Origin of the sequence: Ensifer sp. NPDC090286 (genome assembly GCF_044769565.1) — a bacterium.
Lineage (GTDB): Bacteria > Pseudomonadota > Alphaproteobacteria > Rhizobiales > Rhizobiaceae > Ensifer.
Genome location: NZ_JBIVYF010000004.1, coordinates 500766 through 520249 on the forward strand (window position 1 = coordinate 500766; position 19484 = coordinate 520249).

The window sequence follows — 19484 nt, forward strand, 5'->3', positions numbered from 1 at the left end:
GGCCGGCTTTCGAGGCGGCCCTGATCGAAGGGAATGGTCTTGCTCGACGTCGTCGACATCAACTGTGACATGGGAGAAGCCTTCGGTCGCTGGCACATAGGCGACACGGACGATGCGACGCTCATGGCGCTGATCAGCTCCGCCAACATTGCCGCGGGCTTCCACGCCGGGGATCCCAATCTGATGGACGAGACCGTGCGGCTTGCCGCCGAGCATGGCGTCGGCATTGGGGCGCACCCGGGTTACCGTGACTTGCAGGGCTTCGGTCGCCGCAAGATCGCCGGCACCGCACGCGAACTGGTCAACGATATCGTCTACCAGGTGGGCGCCATCCGCGAATTTGCAAGACGGCACGGCACCAGCCTGCAGCATGTGAAGCCGCACGGCGCGCTTTACATGGAGATGGCGGTCAACCGCGAACTCTCCCAGATCTTCCTGCAATATATGCGCACGGTGGCACCGACCGCCTTCGTCTTCTGCATGGCCGGTTCGGAGACGGACATCGCCGCACGCGAAGTCGGGCAGCCGGTCATTCGCGAGTTCTATGCCGATCGCGACTACGACGACAGTGGCTCGATCGTCTTTACCCGCGATGCCGGGCGTCCCGACCCGGCCGCGATCGCGCGCAAGGTGGTGCGCGCCTGCAAGGAAGGGCGCGTGCGCACCGTGACCGGCAGCGACATCGAGATCGCGTTCGAATCCATCTGTTTCCATTCCGATACGCTCGGCGCACTCGATATCGTGCGCCGCATGCGGGAAGCGCTTGCGGCGGAGGGTATCCGCATCGCTCCTGTTTCACAGCTTAAAGTGGGGTGAGGAAAGGTGTGGGCGGCACGCCGCCCGCATTCTGCCCCAACCAATGAGAACCGATCACGTTTATGGCTTTGGTCGCTCCGACCGGTTGCATCGTGATCCAGGCAACAAATGACAAGCGGAGGCAACCATGAGCAAGCACGAAATCCGATCGCCCCTTCCAGGAACCTTCTATCGGTCGTCTGCTCCGGATGTGCCACCGTTTAAATCGGACGGCGATGCGGTTGCCTCCAATGAGGCGATCGGTCTGATCGAAGTGATGAAGACCTTCCAGGAGATCCAGGCGGGCGTCACCGGCGGAAGCATCCGGTTCCTCGTCGACAATGAAGAGCCCGTGATGGCCGGCCAGGTGATCGCCGAGGTGGAGCAATGACCATCCGCTCTGTCCTGATTGCCAATCGCGGCGAGATCGCCGTGCGCATTATCCGGGCGGCAAAGGCGCTCGGCATTCGCACGGTTCAGGTCTACAGCGCCGCGGATGCGGATATGCTGGCCGTGAAGCTCGCGGATGAAGCCGTCGAAATCGGCCCGCCGGCGCCGAAGAAATCCTATCTCGACATTGCCGCCGTGATCGCTGCGGCCAAGCGTGCCGGGGTCGATGCCGTGCATCCGGGCTACGGTTTCCTGTCGGAAAACGGCGATTTCGCCGATGCGGTGGTTGCAGCCGGCATGATCTTCATCGGCCCTTCCGGTGACGCCATCCGGTTGCTCGGCGACAAGGTGCAGGCCCGTGCCGTCGCCGAGAAGGCAGGTGTGCCGACGGTACCCGGCAGCAACGGCCGGATTTCGAGCGTGGAAGAGGCGCATGCGGTAACGGCTGAGACCGGCTTCCCGGTCATGATCAAGGCGGCGGCCGGCGGCGGCGGGCGCGGCATCCGCATCGTCAACGATCCGGCGGAACTCGACAAGCAGTTCCCCCAGGCGTCGGCCGAGGCGCTCGCCTCCTTCGGCGACGGCGGCCTCTACCTCGAAAAAGTCATCACCCGCGCGCGTCACGTCGAGGTGCAGATCCTCGGTGACGGCGAGAACTTCGTGCATTGCTTCGAGCGGGAGTGCTCGCTGCAGCGCCGCCGTCAGAAGGTCTGGGAAGAGGCGCCTTCGTTCCTCCTGCCTGCAGATGTACGACAGAAGCTCTGCGACAGCGCGGTCGCGCTCGCCCGGGCCGTCGGCTATCGCGGCGCCGGCACCGTCGAATACCTCTATGACGATGAAACCCGGGATTTCTATTTTATCGAGGTCAACACCCGCATTCAGGTCGAGCATCCGGTTACCGAGATGATCACGGGCATCGACCTCGTGCAGGAGATGTTCCGTGTCGCCGGCGGTGCGTCGCTCTCCGTACGTCAATCGGACATCGCCGTGCGCGGCCACGCGATCGAGTGCCGGATCAATGCCGAGGACCCGGCACGCGGCTTCATGCCGGCGCCCGGCAAGATTTCCCGTTTGCGTGTTCCGGAAGGCGAGGGTGTTCGTTTCGACACGATGCTCTACGAGGGCTACACGATACCGCCTTTCTACGACTCCTTGCTTGGCAAGCTGATCGTCTGGGGCGAGGACAGGGCAGCGTGTCTCGCCAGACTCTCGCGCGCGCTTGCCGATTTGAAGATCGAGGGCGTGCCGACGACGATCGCCCTGCATCAGGCGCTGGCCGCTGACGCGCAAGTCGCGGCCGGCGCGTTCCACACCCGCTTTCTCGAAACTTGGCTGGAAACCGAATTCGCCGCTTCGGGCGGCCGCACCGCGGAGGTCGCGTGATGCCGACACGTTATACGTTTGGAGGCGACGAGCATCTGTTCGTCGAATGCAGCGACGAGATGTCCCTCGAAGCCTTCTTCAAGAGCCTATCCATGGCGAAGGGCGTGCGGGAGAGCCGCATCCGCGGCGTCACCGAAATCTGCCCGGCGAACGCTTCCTTCCAGATCAAGTTCGATCCTGACGTCATCAAGCCGGATGACGTCCTGAAGGAAGTCCGCGCCATCGAAGGGGCGGCGGAGCGGGCTGAGCCGGTCATCCGCACGCGTATCGTCGAGATCCCGGTCTTTTACAACGACCCCTGGACGCACGAAACGCTGATGCGCTTCCGTGAACGGCACCAGGACCCCGGCGGTACCGACCTCGACTATGCGGCGCGTATCAACGGATACGACGCGGTGACCGACTTCGTAGCCGCCCACTCAGGCTCGCCCTGGTTCGTCTCGATGGTCGGTTTCGTTGCAGGCCTGCCCTTCATGTACCAGATGGTCGAGCGGCAACGGCAGATCGAGGTGCCGAAGTATCTCAGGCCGCGGACCGATACGCCGAAGCTGACGGTTGGCCATGGCGGTTGTTTCGGCTGCATCTATTCGGTGCGGGGCGCTGGCGGCTACCAGATGTTCGGCATCACGCCGATGCCGATCTTCGACCCGACGCAGACGACCAGTTATCTCCGCGATTTCATGGTGTTCTTCCGCCCCGGTGACATTGTGAAGTTCAAGCCGATCGATCGCGACGCCTATGACCAGGCGGTAGAGGATGTCGACAAAGGGCGCTTCGCGCCACCGATCTGCGACGTCAGCTTCGATCTGCGCGAGTTCCAGAAGGATATCGCCGGATACAACACCAAGCTGGAGGGTGTGCTCAATGGCCATTAACGTGCTGCATCATGGTCTGGCGACCACCATCCAGGACCTAGGCCGTTCCGGCTACTTCCATCTCGGTATTCCGCTCGGTGGCGCAATGGATCGCTACGCGATGCGTGCCGCCAACCTGCTTGTCGGCAACGATGAAGGCGCTGCCGGGCTTGAGGCGGTCTTCCTCGGGCCCAAACTCGAATTCACCGAAGATGCGCTCGTTGCCGTCACCGGCGCCGACATGCCGGTCAAGGTCGACGACGTGCTGCAGCCGGGCTGGACGGCCTTTCGGGTGAGGGGCGGCCAAACCCTGAGCTTCGACTTCCTGAAATCCGGCGCGCGCATCTATATCGCCGTCTCCGGCGGCATCGACGTGCCGGAGGCGCTCGGCAGTCGCTCGACCTATCCGATCGGCGCGCTTGGTGGGTACAAGGGACGCGCGCTTGCAGCCGGTGACGTGCTGCCGGTTGGGCAAACGGGCGCCGGCCGTGAAGGCCTGACGGTTGACGAAAGCCTGCGCCGCAGACCTGCGGCACCTGCCGCACTACGGGTGCTGCCCGGGCTCTACTGGGACCGCCTGACGGACGAGGCAAAGCAGAGCTTCTTTGCCGACGAGTGGAAGGTGGCGCCGGAAGCCGACCGAATGGGCTACCGCTTCCGCGGCGGCCGCAAGCTCAGCTTCGTCGATCGCGACCAGCCATTCGGCGCCGGTTCCGATCCTTCGAACATCGTCGACAGTTGCTATCCCTACGGCTCGATCCAGGTGCCGGGCGGAACGGAGCCGATCATCCTGCATCGCGACGCCGTATCGGGTGGCGGCTACTTCATGGTCGGGACTGTGATCTCGGCGGACATGGACCTCATCGGTCAGTTGCAGCCGCATACGCCCACCCGTTTCGTCGAGGTGACGATGGAGGAAGCGTTGGCGGCTCGCGCCGAAGAGGGCAGGCGGCTCGAAGCCCTGCGGGCGGCGATCGCCGGAAAGGCGTGACACTATCGGCCGCCGGCCGCGTGAGCGGCCGTTGGCCCTCAACATGAACAGTTCGATTGCAGCCGGCGACTAGGCGCTTGGCGACGGGAGGGCGAATGATGAGGAGGGCGGACCTGATTTTGCGATCGTCGTCGTCCGGATCAGTCCGAAACGCCCGGCTCGGACCATTACCCCCTCTATTCGACGACCCGGGTCAGATAGGCCGCGGTAAAGCTGGGGCCGGGAATGATTGCGACGATCTTCATCTGTGCGATCGTCCGGTTCAGCGACGCGTCGATATGGCTTTCAAGCATGGACGCTGCCGCCGCATAGGCGCCGCGCGTCATCAGCTCGACAATGAGCTTCAGTTCGGCAATGACGGTCGGATCGCCCGGCAGCCCCAACTGCCGAAGCAGTCTTTCGGTGGCGGTCACCGGCAGGAGGTTGTTGCGGATCAACTCGCGCAGGCGCTCGTTCGGCATCGCAAGCACGCAGGCTTCGGTAAACTCCACGAGAATGTCTTCAAGGCCCAGCCAGCCGTCCCCGTCCTGCGTCTCGCCGAACGCGACCAGCCGGTTGAAAAGGGCTGTCAGCCGGTCGCGGTCGACATACGCCGCGCCAAGCGCCAGTGCCTGCGGCTCCAGCAGCCGGCGCAGCATGAAGTGATCCTTCACCGTCTGGGCCGTCAACGGCCCGGCGATCCAGTGCGAACTCTGGTTCTTGCGCACGAGCCCACGCTCGCGCAGGCGGGTCAGCACGTCGCGCACAACCGTGCGGCTGACGTTGAAATGGTTGGCGAGTTCGTTTTCGATGATGCGGTACTGGCCGAAGATCACGCAGCCGGCCACGTCGTTCTCGATCTCATCGTAGATGCGCTCCCAGGACGAGCGGCTTTGCAGGGCCTCGTCGGCGTGTTGGGGAACGATGAGGCCGAGCGTCTTGATGTCGGTGCGGTTCGGTTCGATTGCCCGGCCGGGTGGACCGACCAGATAGCCGCGCCCTTTGAAGCGGTGCACAAGCCCGTCGCTTTCGAGCTGCAGGAGAGCACGCTGCACCGGTGCGCGCGAGATTTGCAGGATGTCGGCGATCGGTCCTTCGAGCAGCACGAGGCCGGGCGGCAGCGTGCCTTCGGCAATGTTCGTTCGCAGCACATCCTCGGCAATTTCGTATCGGCGCTGCGGATTTTGGCCGAGGCGTGGCTCGTTCATGCGGTCTGGCATCTTCCGTTTGGCTGGCAAAGTCGTCTCCTTTCTTTACGCCACTTGCCGGTAATCGTGACAGCGCAAAATAAATGCATATTGAATACCCATGTGCATTTTTTCTGCGCGTTTGTCCATTGCGTTGTCATGGGAAGGCGTTTCGGATCTGTGGGAGACTGGACTCTGCGAAGCCGACAGGGGTCGCCAGTCAAATTGATGATCCGTCGCGGTTGCGCCCGGCGGATCCCGCAATTGCATAGTGTTTCTGTATGATTTGAGGCGCACTGTCTTGCGGCCGGAGGGAAGCGTCACTTCCTCGGATTGAAGTGCGGGACTGCCGTTAATCTGCATCTGACAAAACCGAATAAAAGTCTATTGCATACAAAAATCATTCATGTCATGGTTCGTGACATGCAAGCGCTCAGAAGAAGCGCGCAGGTGGAACTTACTTTTTAAATCGTAGAGGACCGTGATTTCAGCCGCGCATGTGAACCATGCGTGATCGCTATCGCATGTGCGTTCGGATGCCTGATCGGCGCCGGCGAGGGCGAAGCATTGGCTGATGGCCGGTCGGCGATAACGGGCAGGAAAACGATGTCGACAGTCCTACAGCTCAAAAACGTCACCAAGGCTTTTGGCGAGATGCGTGCGCTCGATGGTATCGATCTCGCGCTGCCGGGCGACGCCTATATCTCGCTTCTCGGCCCAAGCGGCTCCGGCAAGACCACCTTGCTGCGCGTCATCGCAGGCTTTGAGGATCCGGACGGCGGTAGCATCCTGTTCGACGGCAAGCGCATCGACACCGTGGCGCCGCATCAGCGCGGCATCGGCTTCGTGTTCCAGAATTTCGCCCTGTTCCCGCATCTTTCGGTCGCCCAGAACATCGCCTTCGGTCTCGAAAACCGCGAGATCGATGCGGTGACGGACCGCCGGGTGGTCGAAGGGCGGGTCAAGGACATCATTGCTCTCGTCGGCCTGACAGGTCTGGAAGGTCGCGCCGTCACGCAGATTTCCGGCGGTCAACGGCAGCGCGTCGCGCTGGCCCGCACGCTCGTCACCGAACCGCGCATGGTTCTGCTCGACGAGCCGCTCGGTGCGCTCGATGCCAACCTGCGCGCCCGCATGCGCACCGAGCTTCGCGCCATCCGGGAGCGCTGCGGCGTGACTTTCCTGCACGTAACGGGAAGTGAGACCGAGGCGCTGGCAATGGGTGACACGGTCCTGGTGCTCGATCGCGGCCGCATCGCGCAATCGGCCGATTCCGATACGATTTACAACCGTCCGGCATCACCGGCGGTCGCCCGCTTCCTCAATTGCTACAACCTTTTTCCCGGACGTCTGGAGGGCGGTGCCTTCGTCGGCAGTGCCGGGCGCTTTTCGTTGGGCAATCGCCCGGCAACCCGCGCGGCGCAACCGGCCTATGCGATCCGCTACGACCGTGTTGCCGTGCGCCCGCGCGAAGCGGCGATCGGGAGCGACGAGGTCCGCGTCGAGGGCAATTTCGTTGCCAGCGAGTATTCCGGCGCGGCAGTCAATTCATTTTTCACCCTGGATGATGGTCGGGTCTTCGAAGTGGAGACCCATCTCAGCCATGCCGCCCCCGAAGCCTATGAGGATCAGGGCCGCTATGCGCTCGTCTGGAAGCGGGAGGACGCCCTTGTCTACGCTTGAAACGCCTCACGCGCCCGAAACTGAAACTGCCAGAGCCAATGCCTCGATGCTGCGCTGGTCCCCGGAGATTGAGAGATGAGCATGATGGCCGTTGCGGAACAGACGGAAGCAGAATCCGTCGCTGAAAGGAAACCCACCGGAAAGGCGCTCTGGCTCCTCGCCCCTGGCGTCCTCTGGATGGTCTTGTTCCTCGTCCTGCCGATGCTGATGATGGTCTACGTATCCTTCTGGACGCAGACCACCTTCAAGATCGAGCCGACACTGACCCTGAAGAGCTGGGTCACGTTTTTCACCAGCGATACCTATCTCGGCGCGCTTTGGACGACGGTGCGTATCTGGCTGATCGTTCTCGTCGCGACCGTTCTCGTCGGATATCCGGCCGCTCTCTATGTCGGGCTGTTCGTCAAGAACAAGGCGCTGCAGACGGTTCTGCTGGTCCTTTGCGTCATTCCCTTCTGGACCTCGTTCCTCATTCGCGTTCTCGCCTGGCGCCCCATGCTCGGCAAGGAAGGCGCGATCAACATGATCCTCATGAACGTCGGCATCATTGATACACCGATCGAGGTCCTCCTGTTTTCGGAACTCTCGGTGATCATCGGCATGACGCAGATCTATTGCGTCTTCATGGTCGGGCCGATCGCCTTCATGCTTGGCCGTATCGATCACTCCATCATCGAGGCGGCGCAGGATCTGGGGGCCGGCTTCTGGCGGATCTTCCGTACGATCATCCTGCCGCTCTCCATGCCGGGTGTGGTGGTCGGCGCGATCTTCGTCTCCGTGATGGTGCTTGGGGAGTTTGCCACGTCCGCAGCGCTCTCCGGCCGCAAGGTCAACCTCCTCGGCAACATCATCGTCACCCAGGTCGGCTCGTTGAAATGGGCGTTTGCCGCGGTTGCCGGCGTCGTCCTCACCATCCTGATGGGCGCCGTCATCGCCGCTTTGCTCAGGGTCGTCGACCTCAGGAAGGAACTCTGATCATGAACGCCAGCGGCATGAAACTCGGCCTCGGCGCCTATACCGGGCTCTTCCTGGTCTTCCTCTACGGACCGCTTGCGGTGCTTGCGATCCTCTCGTTCCAGACCGGGCCGGAAGGCGGACCGCAGTTCCCGATCATCGAATGGTCGACCTATTGGTACCAGCATCTCTTCGGCCTGACGCCGCCGTCGCGTATTGCGCCACTGCCGATCGAACAGGCACTGGTGCGCTCGCTCGGACTTGCCGTGATGACGATGATCGTCTCGACTGTTCTGGGCGTTACCGCAGCGCAGGCCTTCCGCCGCAAGTTCCGCGGTTCCGGCGTGGTCTTCTATCTCATCGTGCTCGGCATGATGGTACCGGGCGTGCTCGTAGGCCTCGGCATGGCGCTCGTTGCCAATACGCTGGGCATCGATCGCCACTGGTGGGGCACGGCCTTCGTGCTGCACGTGGTCTATACGTTCCCCTTCGCCTTCCTGGTGATGCTTGCGATCTTCAACCGCTTCGACCCCAGCATGGAAGAGGCGTCCTGGTCGCTTGGGGTCACTCCGGCGCGTACCTTCCGCAAGGTTACGTTCCCGCTGATCTTCCCCGGCGTGCTCTCGGCGATGCTCTTTGCCTTCACGCTTTCCTATGACGAGTTCTCGCGCACGCTCTTTGCCTCGGGCCGTGATCTGACCCTGCCGCTGGCGATCTACGGCACCTTCTCGGTTGAAGTGCATCCGAACGTCTTCGCCTTCGGCGTGCTGACGACGCTGTTCTCTTTCGCGCTGCTTGGCACCTATGCGGCCTTGATGACGCTTTCGGTACGCCGCGCCAAGCGCGTCGCGATCCAGGAGGAGGCGTAATGGCAGACGCTTCCTCTCACGCAGCAATCGTCACCGGCGCCGGCTCCGGCATCGGACGCGCCATCGCCTTGAGGCTCGCAACTGACGGATATGCTGTGCTGGTCAACGATCTTTCTGCCGAGCGCAGCCAGGCCGTCGCCGCCGAGATCGTTGCGGCAGGCGGCAGGGCGACTGCTGTGGCCGGTGATGTTTCCAGCGAGGCGGATGTTCGCGAGATCGTGGAGGCCGGCGAGCGCGCCCATGGCACGACGACACTCCTCGTCAACAACGCCGGCATCGCCCATCAGGCGCTGTTCGAGAACCTCGAGATCGGCGACTTCGACCGGATGTTTGCCGTTCACGTGCGCGGTACGTTCCTGATGACCCGGGCGGTGCTGCGCCCGATGCTTGAGCGCGGCGAGGGGGTGATCGTCAATATCGCCTCGCAACTCGGTCAGATCGGTGGCGTCGAACTTGTCCACTATTCCGGTGCCAAGGCCGCGATCATCGGCATGACCAAGGCGCTGGCCCGTGAAGTGTCGAGCCGCGGCGTTCGCGTCAATGCCGTCGCGCCCGGGCCAGTCAATACGCCGCTCGTGATGGAACTCTCGGACGACTGGCGCGCAGCCAAAAAACAGCAATTGCCGCTTGGCCGCTTCGGCGAGCCGGAAGAGGTCGCAGCCACGGTGTCCTTTCTGGCATCGCCGGCAGCCGGCCTCTTCGTTGGCCAGACGCTCGGGCCGAACTCCGGCGACGTGATGCTTTGACAGGAAAGATGGAAATGACACACCCTCCCAAGACGTCCCGCATTGTCATCGTCACCGGTGCCGGCATCGGCATCGGCCAGGCAACCGCCAAGGCCTTTGCGGCGGCCGGCGACCATGTGGTAGTGACCGATATCCTCGAGCGTGAAGGTATCGCCACCGTAGAGGCGATCCGTGCCGCCGGCGGCTCTGCCGAGTTTGTCTATTATGACGTCCGCTCGACCGCGGCGACCGATGCCATCATCGCCGACCTGGAGGCGCGCCACGGCCGCATTGATGTCGTTGTTGCCAATGCCGGCATCGCCCATCGCACGCCGCTGACCGAACTTACCGACGACAAGTGGGATCTCACCTTCGATATCGACCTGAAGGGCATCTTCCGGCTGGCTCGTGCCGCGGCGCCCGGCATGCGCCGGCACGGGGAAGGCAGCATCGTCGCGCTCTCCTCGATCATGGGCGTCGCCTATGGCTGGGACGAGCATGTCCATTACTCCGCGGCAAAGTCCGGCGTCGTCGGCCTCGTGCGCGGGTTGGCGGTCGAGCTTGCTGCCGACGGCGTGCGCGTCAACGGCGTCGCGCCCGGATACATCCGCACGGCGCAACTGCTTTCCGAGGAGAACTCGCTGGGGCCCGTCGGCGCGGAAGCGGCAGCCGCTTTCATTCCGATGAAACGGCTCGGCACGCCGGAAGACATCGCCGACGTCATCGCGTTCCTGGCGTCGAATGCCGCTCGCTACATGACGGGGCAGGTGCTGGTCGTCGACGGCGGCCTCCTGGTCGGGCGCTACTGATGCGCCCTTGCAATCGTGCGGCGGCCACAGAGGGAGCGACCGGCTCCAGGCCTCCGGACCGAGTGCCGCGGTGGCGGCGAATGATGAAGAGGGGGCCGAAAAAACGGCCTCCGGGGAACAACGACAACTGGAGAAGAGACAATGCCGAATATGGAACTCAATCGCCGCTCACTCCTCAAACGCTCCGCCGGGGTGATGGCGCTCGCGATCGGAGGCGGAACGCCGTTCCTCTCCTCGCGCGCAGCCTTCGCGCAAGCGAGCGATCTCGCCAGTCAGCAGCTCCGCACCATCGGCCTTTCGGTCACTGTGCAGGAGCGCATCCTCGAGCAGTTCAAGGCGGCAGCCGGCGTCGGCGGCACGTCGGGAACGGCAGCCACCTTCCCGGACGCGCAGACGAAAATCCTTTCCGGCTCCAAGGACTATGATTGCTGGGAGATCATCGCCGAGCGTCTGCCGTCGATCGTCATGACCAACAATGTCGAGCCGATCCCGGCTTCGGCGCTGAAGAACTGGGCGAACATTCGCGATACCTTCACCACGCCGAGCGACAAGTGGGACCGGGCCGCCCAGATCGTCGGCCAGATCTGGACCGACGACGGCCAGTCCTCGCTGAACATGGTGCCGGCCGTCTATAACTACGATTCCATTGGCTACAATCCGGATGTGCTCTCGGCTGAGGAAGCCAATAGCTGGGCCGCGATCTTCGATCCCAAGTGGAAGGGTAAGTCCGGCATCAACACCGACCCGCTGATCGCGATCGGCCAGGCGATGATGGCGATGAACTCGCTTGGACTTTCCGACGTCAAGAACCCCGGCAATGCGACGGCTGCCGAGATCGACGAAGCTGCGAAGTTCCTGATCTCCAAGAAGAAGGAAGGCCAGTTCCGCGCGCTCTGGGGCGATTTCGGCGAACTCGTCAACCTCATGGCATCGGGCGAAATGGTGGTCTGCGACGCCTGGCAGCCGGCCGTCATGGCCGTCAAGGCGCAAGGCAAGCCATGCCGCTACGCCGTGCCGAAGGAGGGGTATCGCGGCTGGGCGATCGGACCTGCGATGATCGCCGGCACGACGAACAAGGAAGCCGTCATCGCCTATGCCGACTATTGGCTCTCTGGCGAACCGGGCATCACCGTTTCGGAACAGGGCTACTATTCGCCGTCGACCAACATCAAGAGCGTCATGGCGCCGGAGAAATATGCCTTCTGGTACGAGGGCAAGCCCTGGGTCGGTGCTGCCGAGCGCGGCATCAAGGAAGGGGACCTGCGCGACGGCGGCTCGCTCGAAGAGCGCGCCAAGAACGTCGCCTACTGGCACCAGTGGCCGGACGAATACGATCACCTGATCCAGAAGTGGGACGAGTTCCTGAACGCCTGATCGAACAGGCCGGGCGGCCGTGCCGCCCGGTTCTTGAGACATGGTGCATGGCCCCAAGCGACCACCCGGTCGGCTTACATACCAACCGGTCGGGATGGCCGGGGCCATGTGCCCGATAGCCGTGATTTCAGACAAGCTCCGGAGAGCCACGATGATCTTCGACCTCGAACTCAACAATGTCGGCAAGGTCTATGACAACGGCACGCCTGCCGTGATCGACTTTAACCTGTCCGTCGCCAAGGGCGAGTTCATCGCGTTCCTCGGCCCTTCCGGCTGCGGCAAGACAACGACGCTCAGGATGATCGCCGGTTTCGAGGCGATTTCCTCCGGCGACATGCTGATCAAGGGTAAGCGGATGAACGACGTCAGGCCAGAGCATCGGCCGACCTCGATGATCTTCCAGAGCTACGCGCTCTTTCCGCACATGACCGTGCGCCGCAATGTCGGCTACGGTCTGGAGGTGAAGGGCATGGCCAAGCCGGAGCGCGACGCGAAGGTCGATCGCATCCTGGCAACACTTGGCCTGGAAGACATTGCCGACAAGAAGCCCGACCGGCTGTCCGGCGGTCAGCGGCAACGCATCGCGCTGGCGCGTGGCCTGGTGGTCGAGCCTGATATTCTGCTGCTCGACGAACCGCTGGGCGCACTCGACGCCAATTTGCGCAAGGCGATCCAGAACGAGCTCAAGCTGCTGCAAAAGACGCTCGGCGTGACCTTCATCTTCGTCACGCACGCCCAATCCGAAGCGCTTGCCCTGTCGGATCGGATCGTTGTCATGAACCAGGGGCGGGTCGAGCAGATCAGCCCGCCACATCAGCTCTATACGCGGCCGAACACGGCCTTCGTCGCCCAGTTCATCGGCAACAACACCATCTTTCATGGCGAGGTCGACGACGCCTCCGGCGAGCGGGCTCTGGTATCGACTGCCGTCGGCCAATTGTCCGGGCGCGTCAACGGCGCCTTCGCCGGACGGTCACGCGTCAACGTCGTCATTCCGGCAGAGGCGATCGAGGTTCACGCAGCCGCGCGCGTCGACCGTGACCGGATCGCTGCCAACTACGGCGGCAACGTCGTCGGCGCAAATGTGAGCCGCTTCGACGTCGTCGGCCATGTCTCGCATTTGACGGCAGCCCTTCCGGACGGTCGCACCGTCTCGCTGGAGGCCCACGTCGACAAATACCAGCCCGACGCCTTCCCCGTCGGCGCCGACATTCTTTTGAGCTGGCAACCCGGCGAAGCAACCGTGATCCCAGCCTGACCTCTTGAACGAAAACACGAAGGAGACACACATCATGGCCAAGGAAATCCTCTGCAGCTTCGGCATCGACGTCGATGCGGTCGCCGGCTGGCTCGGATCCTACGGAGGCGAGGATTCGCCGGACGACATCTCGCGCGGACTTTTTGCCGGCGAGGTCGGCAGCCCGCGATTGCTGAAGCTTTTCGAGCGCTTCGGCATCAAGACCACCTGGTTCATCCCCGGGCACTCGATCGAGACGTTTCCGGAGCAGATGCAGGCGGTTGCCGATGCCGGCCACGAGATCGGCATTCACGGCTACACCCACGAAAACCCGATCGCCATGACCCGCGAGCAGGAAACCGAAGTGCTCGACAAGTGCATCGAGCTCGTCACCAAGCTCTCGGGCAAGCGACCGACCGGCTACGTCGCCCCCTGGTGGGAGTTCTCCAATGTCACCAACGAGCTGCTGCTCGAACGCGGCATCAAGTACGATCACTCGCTGATGCACAACGACTTCACGCCCTATTACGTGCGCGTCGGCGACAATTGGACCAAGATCGACTATTCGAAGAAGCCTTCGGACTGGATGGTGCCGCTCACGCGCGGCAAGGAAACCGATCTGATCGAAATCCCGGCCTCCTGGTATCTCGATGACCTGCCGCCGATGATGTTCATCAAGAAGTCCCCGAACAGCCACGGCTTCGTCAATCCGCACGATATCGAACAGATCTGGCGCGACCAGTTCGACTGGGTCTATCGCGAGATGGACTATGCGGTGTTTCCGATTACCATCCATCCGGATGTCGCCGGACGCCCGCAGGTTCTGATGATGCTCGAGCGGCTCTATGCCCACATGATCAAGCATCCGGGCGTGAAGTTCGTGACGATGAACGAGATCGCCGACGATTTTGCCAAGCGCTTCCCGCGGAAGAAATAACCAACCCGGGGGCGGCCTGCCGCCCCCTTTAGACCTTTTGAACGGACAGCATCATGTGTTCCCTCTGCGGCATCCTCGGCGGCAACGAACATTGGGCGGACGCCGTGGCGCGCCCCGGTGTCTTCACCCGCAATGTCGAGCGGATCGATCGCCGGCGTGAACGGGCGAACCGTGTGCGCATCGCCAACGCAATGCTTGCCCGCTTCGGCCTGACGCTTGCCGATTGGCAAGGCGCATCCTTCGTGCTGTCGACGCGGACGGGCAAGAGCGAGATCATCGAGGATCTCGGCCATTTGTGGCCGGCGGCCGAACGGCTCTGCGGCCGGCTCTGCGATCCGCTCGATCCTGCCTTCATTGCCGGGGCGGAGGAAACGTGATGGTCGAGGAGATATCGCGGCTCACGCCTATCAACCTTTTGACCGGCTTCCTCGGATCGGGCAAGACGACGCTGCTGTCGCGCCTGCTTGCCGACCCGGCGCTCAGCGACGCCGCGGTGCTCATCAACGAATTCGGCGAAGTCGGTCTCGACCACCATCTGGTCGAGCGTATCGACGACACCATGGTGCTTCTGCAGTCCGGTTGCCTCTGCTGCACCGTGCGCGGTGAACTCGCCGATGCCATCAAGGTCCTGCATTCCAAACGTGAGCGTGGGCTCGTACCCCCATTTCGGCGCATTGTCGTCGAAAGCACCGGGCTCGCCGATCCCTTTCCGGTGCTCTCAACGATCAAGGCGGATCCGGTATTGCGCCATCACTTTCGCCCGGGAAACGTCATCACCACGGTCGACGCGGTCAACGGCCTGACGCAACTCGAGACATACGTCGAATCCAACCGCCAGGCGGCCGTCGCCGATCGCCTGGTCGTCACCAAGTCTGATCTGAGCGATGCAGGCACTGTCGGGGCACTATCGGACAAACTGCGGATCATCAATCCGGATGCGCCACTGGTGCTGGCTGGCGAACCGGACATCGACCTTGCTGCGCTGATCGACGAAGGGCCCACGCTGCGCGCGGGCGGCCTGCAGTCGTCGAGCGGTTTTTATTGCGATGCGCCCACGGTTCTGACGACGGCTGATGGTACGGCGCATGCCTCCGCGGTGGCCTCATTCGTCATGACGGTCGAAAGGGCGGTGGACTGGACCGCCTTCGGCCTTTGGCTGACGATGCTGCTCAATCGCCACGGTGAACGGGTTTTGCGGGTCAAGGGCATCCTCAATATCGCCGGGGAAGAGCGCCCTGTCGCCATCCACGGCGTTCAGCAGCTGGTGCATACGCCTGTCCATATGGAGCGCTGGCCGGATGAGGACCGCCGCTCGCGCATCGTCTTTATCGTTGACGGTCTCGATGTCGGACTGCTCAAACGGTCGTTCGAGGCATTCGCGCTCGATCGGACGCCCGTGCTCACCTCGGATGTTGCCGAAGAACCGGTATTACAGGAACGGCTTTCGTCCCAATGAGCAAGCAGCAGCCTGATCAAACGAAAATTCCCACTCCTGCCCTGCATCTGGTCGGCCGGCCGAAGCTCCGGGTGCTCGGCACGGCGATTTCCCTGCTTGAGGAACTTCGGGTGCGCGCCGAAGAGGACCTCGGCATTGAGGTGGTGTTCGACAACAACGACTTCCTGACGACCCAGCACAAGGCGGCACAGGAACCGGACAGCTACGACATCTATGACCAGTGCTTTCATAACCTGGACATCGTCTGGTACTGGCGGGCGATCCAGCCGATCAGCATCGGGCGCATTGCGCTTTGGGACGAAATCAACGATCTGACGAAGACCGGGCATATCGGTCCAAATGCACGGTTGGGGCAGGGGGACGCGCCCGTCAAGAAGCTCTTCGTCCAGCCCAATCTCGAACTGGGCGATACGCCGTCGACGTCGGTTTCCATGTTGCCGACGACCCATAACTTCGACAGTTTTGCCTATCGCACGGATGTGGCGCCGAACGCGGTTGCGATGAACAGTTGGGCGGCGTTGCTCGACGAGCGTTGGGCTGGCCGCGCTGCGCTGGTCGACGAGCCGGCAATCGGCATCTTCGATGCAGCGCTCGCGGCTCAAGCTGCCGGCCTCATGAGCTTCGACAACATCGGCAGCATGAGTGTCGATGAGATCGATCGCCTGATCGGGCTGCTGGAAGAGCGTAAGAAGGATGGCTATTTCCGCGCCTTTTGGCGCACCGCAGAGGACGCCGCTAGGCTGATGTTGCGCGGCGAAACGGATATTCAGAGCATGTGGTCGACCGGCATCAACATCCTCAACGGCCAGGGCGTTCCCGTCGAGCAGGCCGTCCCCGCAGAAGGATACCGCGCGTGGCATGGAGGATTGTGTCTCGCTCGCCATCTCTCTGGCCGCATGCTCGACGTCGCCTACGAGTATCTCAACTGGTGGATTGCCGGTTGGCCGGGTGCCGTCGTCGCCCGCCAGGGCTATTACATTTCCACCCCCGAACGGTCCCGCGCCTTCATGTCGGTGGCGGAGTGGGACTATTGGTATGGCGGGTTGCCGGCGGCCACCGATCTGCCGGGTCCCGACGGCACGATCCGTATCAAGGCGGGCTCTGTGCGCAGCGGCGGCTCCTACTGGCAGCGCGCCAACTGCATTGCCGTCTGGAACACCACGATGGACGAGCACAACTATCTGGTCCGCCGCTGGATGCAGCTCGTCGAGCGCTAAAGGAAGTCTATGATGCAGGATCTTAGCGGGCGCTCGATTGCGCAGCTCTCGGTGTTGTTGCAATCCGGGGCACTCGACCCGCGCGCGCTCACGGAGTGGACGCTTGGACGTGTCAGGGATCATGCGGATCAGGCGATCTTTACGGTCGTCACGCCGGAACGGGCGATGCGCGAGGCCGAGGCATCGCACATGCGGCTTTCGTCTGGCCGTCCGCTTGGACTTCTCGACGGTATCCCTGTCGCCTGGAAGGATCTCTTCGCGATCAAGGGCCTGTCGACCACCGCCGGCTCGATCGTGTTGAAGAATGATCCGGCGGCCACAGAGGACGCGGCCGTCGTGGCTGCTCTCGCCAATGCCGGCATGGTCAGTGTCGGGCGGGTCAATATGAGCGAGTTCGCCTTCTCCGGCCTCGGGCTCAATCCGCACTACGGCACGCCGCGCAACCCATGCTCAAAGGACGTCGGGCGCATTCCTGGCGGTTCGTCTTCCGGGTCCGGTGTTGCGGTCGCCGCAGGTCTCGTGCCGGTCTCGATCGGCACCGACACCGGAGGGTCGATCCGCATTCCGGCGGCGCTGAACGGCATCGTCGGTTACAAGGCGACGCGCGGTCGCTATTCGATGCGCGGGGTCTTCCCGCTGGCAAAAAGCCTCGATTCCCTTGGCCCTCTTTGCCGCACGGTCCAGGATGCCGTCTGGGTTGATGCCGCGATGCGCGGTCTTCCAGCATCGGAAGTGCGCAGGGGTAGCCTGGAGGGACTTTCGATCGTCGTGCCGACCGATGTCGTTTTCGATGGAGCTGAAGACGGTGTGGTCTTTGCCTTCGAAGGGGCGCTGTCGCGGCTTGAACGGGCGGGCGCAAGGGTCAGGCGTCAGGCGTTTCCCGCTTTCAAACGCATCTTCGAGATCACTGCCGCTCATGGTCCCCTCGTAACGGCCGAGGCATACGCCTTGCATCGCTTCAGGCTCGAAGGCGCGGATGCCGCATCGATGGACAGGCGCGTCGTGTCTCGGGCTCGGCTTGGGGAGAAGATCGCACTCTCCGACTATATCGCAATCCTTGACGCCCGCGACCGATTGGTCGCCGAGGTTTCGACGTTGGTCGGCCCAAGCGAGATCATCGCCTATCCGACTGTCGCGCACGTCGCGCCCCCAACGGTGCCGCTCGAAGCGGATGACGCCCTGTTCGTGGAGACGAATGGCCGGACGCTGCGCAACACATTGATCGGCAACTTCCTGGATTGGTGTGGCGTCTCGCTGCCCTGTGGCACCGGCGAAGCGGGTATGCCGGTTGGTCTTCTGCTGTCCGCTCTGCCGCATCACGATACGCATCTTCTTTCCGTGGCACTGGCCGCGGAAGACGTGGTTCGTGTGGGCTGATGTCGTGGAATTGCAGGCTATGGCACTACGCCCACCGACAAGAGCGAACGCACTTTGCGACTAGCCGGGCCGCAAGAGCCGTAGTTTACTGACCCTACAGCGCCCTGCGCCTTATGAAATGCGCAACGGATGCTGAAGCACTTTGCAGGAGATCCTCCGCGAAAGCCTCAAGCGCAAGACACGAAAGATGTCGCGAAACGAAGGCCGGTGGGATCACAGAATGACCGAGATCGGCAGCGCTTGGCACAAGGGAACAGCCGAGCGAGGGGCCGTCGGACTTGATGGGAGCTTCGCATGGACGTGAGTTATTCCACGGCAGGCACCGCTGCGTTCGAGCGCAAGCGCTATTGGGACGAGGCCGTGTCGAGCACTTATTTTCCGCTCGATCTGCGCTTCCAGAATGCGCAGGAGTTTTCCGGCGAACTCAACGTCTGGGATCTTGGCGCCGTCTCACTGTCACGGTTGGAATCTGACGGCCTGCTTTACCGCCGGCAGAAACGGCATCTGTTGCATGAGCGCGAGGAGAGCTACCTGATCACTGTGCCGGAGAAGGCCGAGATCAGCTTCGAGCAGAGCGGCAAGGAAGTGACCTGCAAGCCCGGCGCTTTCCTGGTCGAACGCAGCCATCTGCCTTATGAATTCAGCTATAGTGCGAAGAACACCCTTTGGGTGCTGAAAGTGCCGATCGTCGCGTTACGACCCCGTGTCGGACTGCCTGAGCGCATTGCCTCGCTGAGCTTCGATTCAACCCGCGGCACCGGTGCCCTCTTCGTCGACATGATCCGCCTGATCGCGCCGCGGCTCGTGGAAATGGATGCATCCGCCCGCGACATGACCGGAAAGCACCTCGTCGACATCCTGGCGATGTCGCTGACAGCGGACGAGCGCATGCTGATGTCGGATGCGACATCGGTTCAACTCGGCCACTTGCACCGGGTCGAGAGCTTCGTACGGGCCAATCTCGCCAGAAGCGATCTCGGTCCGCAGACAATTGCCGAGGCCTGCGGCATCTCGGTGCGCTATCTGCACCAGATCATGAAGCAGCAAGGCACGTCGACATGCCAGTGGATCCGGCTGCAGCGGTTGCTACGCTGCGACGAAATGCTTCGGGATCCCGTTTGCCGCAAGCTGGTTTCGGAGATCGCCTATGCCTTGGGTTTTGGGGACCACGCCCAGCTCAGCCGCCATTACAAGGCGCATTTCGGCCTCAGCCCGACCGAAGCGCGCGAAAGATACCTGAAGGAGCGTGTGCCCGCATCGGGCTGAT

General features: G+C 62.7%; 19 protein-coding genes. 18 read left to right on the forward strand and 1 reads right to left on the reverse strand.

Translation table 11 applies throughout. From position 1 onward, the window contains the following. The first annotated feature begins 39 nt into the window (after positions 1 to 39). The 5 genes from ACIQUG_RS22975 to ACIQUG_RS22995 all read left to right on the forward strand — a co-directional run bounded on the left by ACIQUG_RS22975 (position 40) and on the right by ACIQUG_RS22995 (position 4413). Positions 40 to 816 (forward strand): 5-oxoprolinase subunit PxpA, encoded by a 777-nt coding sequence (locus tag ACIQUG_RS22975; protein WP_192449039.1) that lies wholly within the window; start codon positions 40 to 42, stop codon positions 814 to 816. A 127-nt stretch (positions 817 to 943) separates the two neighbouring features. After that, on the forward strand, positions 944 to 1186 hold the full coding sequence (locus ACIQUG_RS22980) for an acetyl-CoA carboxylase (protein WP_043621692.1): 243 nt from the start codon (positions 944 to 946) through the stop codon (positions 1184 to 1186). Then, positions 1183 to 2568, forward strand: coding sequence for an acetyl-CoA carboxylase biotin carboxylase subunit (locus ACIQUG_RS22985; RefSeq protein ID WP_402324311.1), 1386 nt, complete (start codon positions 1183 to 1185; stop codon positions 2566 to 2568). The genes ACIQUG_RS22980 and ACIQUG_RS22985 overlap by 4 nt, the downstream gene beginning before the upstream one ends. Beyond that, positions 2568 to 3443 carry an allophanate hydrolase subunit 1 gene (locus tag ACIQUG_RS22990; protein ID WP_402324312.1) on the forward strand — a complete coding sequence of 292 codons (876 nt, stop codon included), beginning with the start codon at positions 2568 to 2570 and terminating at the stop codon, positions 3441 to 3443. The genes ACIQUG_RS22985 and ACIQUG_RS22990 overlap by 1 nt, the downstream gene beginning before the upstream one ends. Further along, a complete protein-coding gene (locus ACIQUG_RS22995) occupies positions 3433 to 4413 on the forward strand; it encodes a biotin-dependent carboxyltransferase family protein (protein ID WP_402324313.1) in 981 nt (326 codons plus the stop codon). Before ACIQUG_RS22990 ends, ACIQUG_RS22995 begins: the two co-directional genes overlap by 11 nt. A gap of 176 nt (positions 4414 to 4589) precedes the next feature. On the opposite strand, the gene ACIQUG_RS23000 is transcribed toward ACIQUG_RS22995, so the two are convergent. Then, positions 4590 to 5600 carry a GntR family transcriptional regulator gene (locus ACIQUG_RS23000; protein WP_402324314.1) on the reverse strand — a complete coding sequence of 337 codons (1011 nt, stop codon included), beginning with the start codon at positions 5598 to 5600 and terminating at the stop codon, positions 4590 to 4592. A gap of 585 nt (positions 5601 to 6185) precedes the next feature. Between ACIQUG_RS23000 and ACIQUG_RS23005 the strand changes: the two genes are divergently transcribed. The 13 genes from ACIQUG_RS23005 (at position 6186) to ACIQUG_RS23065 (ending at position 19483) form a co-directional block, all read left to right on the forward strand. Next, a complete protein-coding gene (locus ACIQUG_RS23005; protein ID WP_402324316.1) occupies positions 6186 to 7262 on the forward strand; it encodes an ABC transporter ATP-binding protein in 1077 nt (358 codons plus the stop codon). Positions 7263 to 7346: 84 nt separating this feature from the next. Then, complete coding sequence (locus ACIQUG_RS23010) at positions 7347 to 8237, forward strand: ABC transporter permease (RefSeq protein WP_371258906.1); 891 nt, start codon at positions 7347 to 7349, stop codon at positions 8235 to 8237. Between the two features lie 2 nt (positions 8238 to 8239). After that, entirely contained in the window at positions 8240 to 9085 is an 846-nt protein-coding gene (locus ACIQUG_RS23015; RefSeq protein ID WP_402324318.1) for an ABC transporter permease, read from the forward strand. Further along, positions 9085 to 9831 (forward strand): SDR family NAD(P)-dependent oxidoreductase, encoded by a 747-nt coding sequence (locus ACIQUG_RS23020; RefSeq protein ID WP_402324319.1) that lies wholly within the window; start codon positions 9085 to 9087, stop codon positions 9829 to 9831. Before ACIQUG_RS23015 ends, ACIQUG_RS23020 begins: the two co-directional genes overlap by 1 nt. Before the next feature lie 8 nt (positions 9832 to 9839). Next, on the forward strand, positions 9840 to 10619 hold the full coding sequence (locus ACIQUG_RS23025; protein WP_402324320.1) for an SDR family NAD(P)-dependent oxidoreductase: 780 nt from the start codon (positions 9840 to 9842) through the stop codon (positions 10617 to 10619). 141 nt (positions 10620 to 10760) lie between these two features. After that, complete coding sequence (locus tag ACIQUG_RS23030; RefSeq protein ID WP_402324321.1) at positions 10761 to 11993, forward strand: PotD/PotF family extracellular solute-binding protein; 1233 nt, start codon at positions 10761 to 10763, stop codon at positions 11991 to 11993. 151 nt (positions 11994 to 12144) lie between these two features. Beyond that, positions 12145 to 13251, forward strand: coding sequence for an ABC transporter ATP-binding protein (locus tag ACIQUG_RS23035; protein WP_192449049.1), 1107 nt, complete (start codon positions 12145 to 12147; stop codon positions 13249 to 13251). 34 nt (positions 13252 to 13285) lie between these two features. Further along, positions 13286 to 14167, forward strand: coding sequence for a polysaccharide deacetylase (locus ACIQUG_RS23040; RefSeq protein ID WP_402324322.1), 882 nt, complete (start codon positions 13286 to 13288; stop codon positions 14165 to 14167). Between the two features lie 53 nt (positions 14168 to 14220). Then, positions 14221 to 14544: a hypothetical protein gene (locus ACIQUG_RS23045; protein ID WP_402324323.1), complete on the forward strand. Its 324-nt coding sequence runs from the start codon at positions 14221 to 14223 to the stop codon at positions 14542 to 14544. Continuing rightward, on the forward strand, positions 14544 to 15623 hold the full coding sequence (locus tag ACIQUG_RS23050) for a CobW family GTP-binding protein (RefSeq protein ID WP_402324324.1): 1080 nt from the start codon (positions 14544 to 14546) through the stop codon (positions 15621 to 15623). The genes ACIQUG_RS23045 and ACIQUG_RS23050 overlap by 1 nt, the downstream gene beginning before the upstream one ends. Next, positions 15620 to 16840 carry a PotD/PotF family extracellular solute-binding protein gene (locus tag ACIQUG_RS23055; RefSeq protein ID WP_402324325.1) on the forward strand — a complete coding sequence of 407 codons (1221 nt, stop codon included), beginning with the start codon at positions 15620 to 15622 and terminating at the stop codon, positions 16838 to 16840. The genes ACIQUG_RS23050 and ACIQUG_RS23055 overlap by 4 nt, the downstream gene beginning before the upstream one ends. 9 nt (positions 16841 to 16849) lie before the next feature. After that, positions 16850 to 18217 carry an amidase gene (locus ACIQUG_RS23060; RefSeq protein WP_402324326.1) on the forward strand — a complete coding sequence of 456 codons (1368 nt, stop codon included), beginning with the start codon at positions 16850 to 16852 and terminating at the stop codon, positions 18215 to 18217. Positions 18218 to 18511: 294 nt separating this feature from the next. After that, a complete protein-coding gene (locus ACIQUG_RS23065) occupies positions 18512 to 19483 on the forward strand; it encodes a helix-turn-helix domain-containing protein (protein WP_402324327.1) in 972 nt (323 codons plus the stop codon). Position 19484 lies beyond the last annotated feature (1 nt).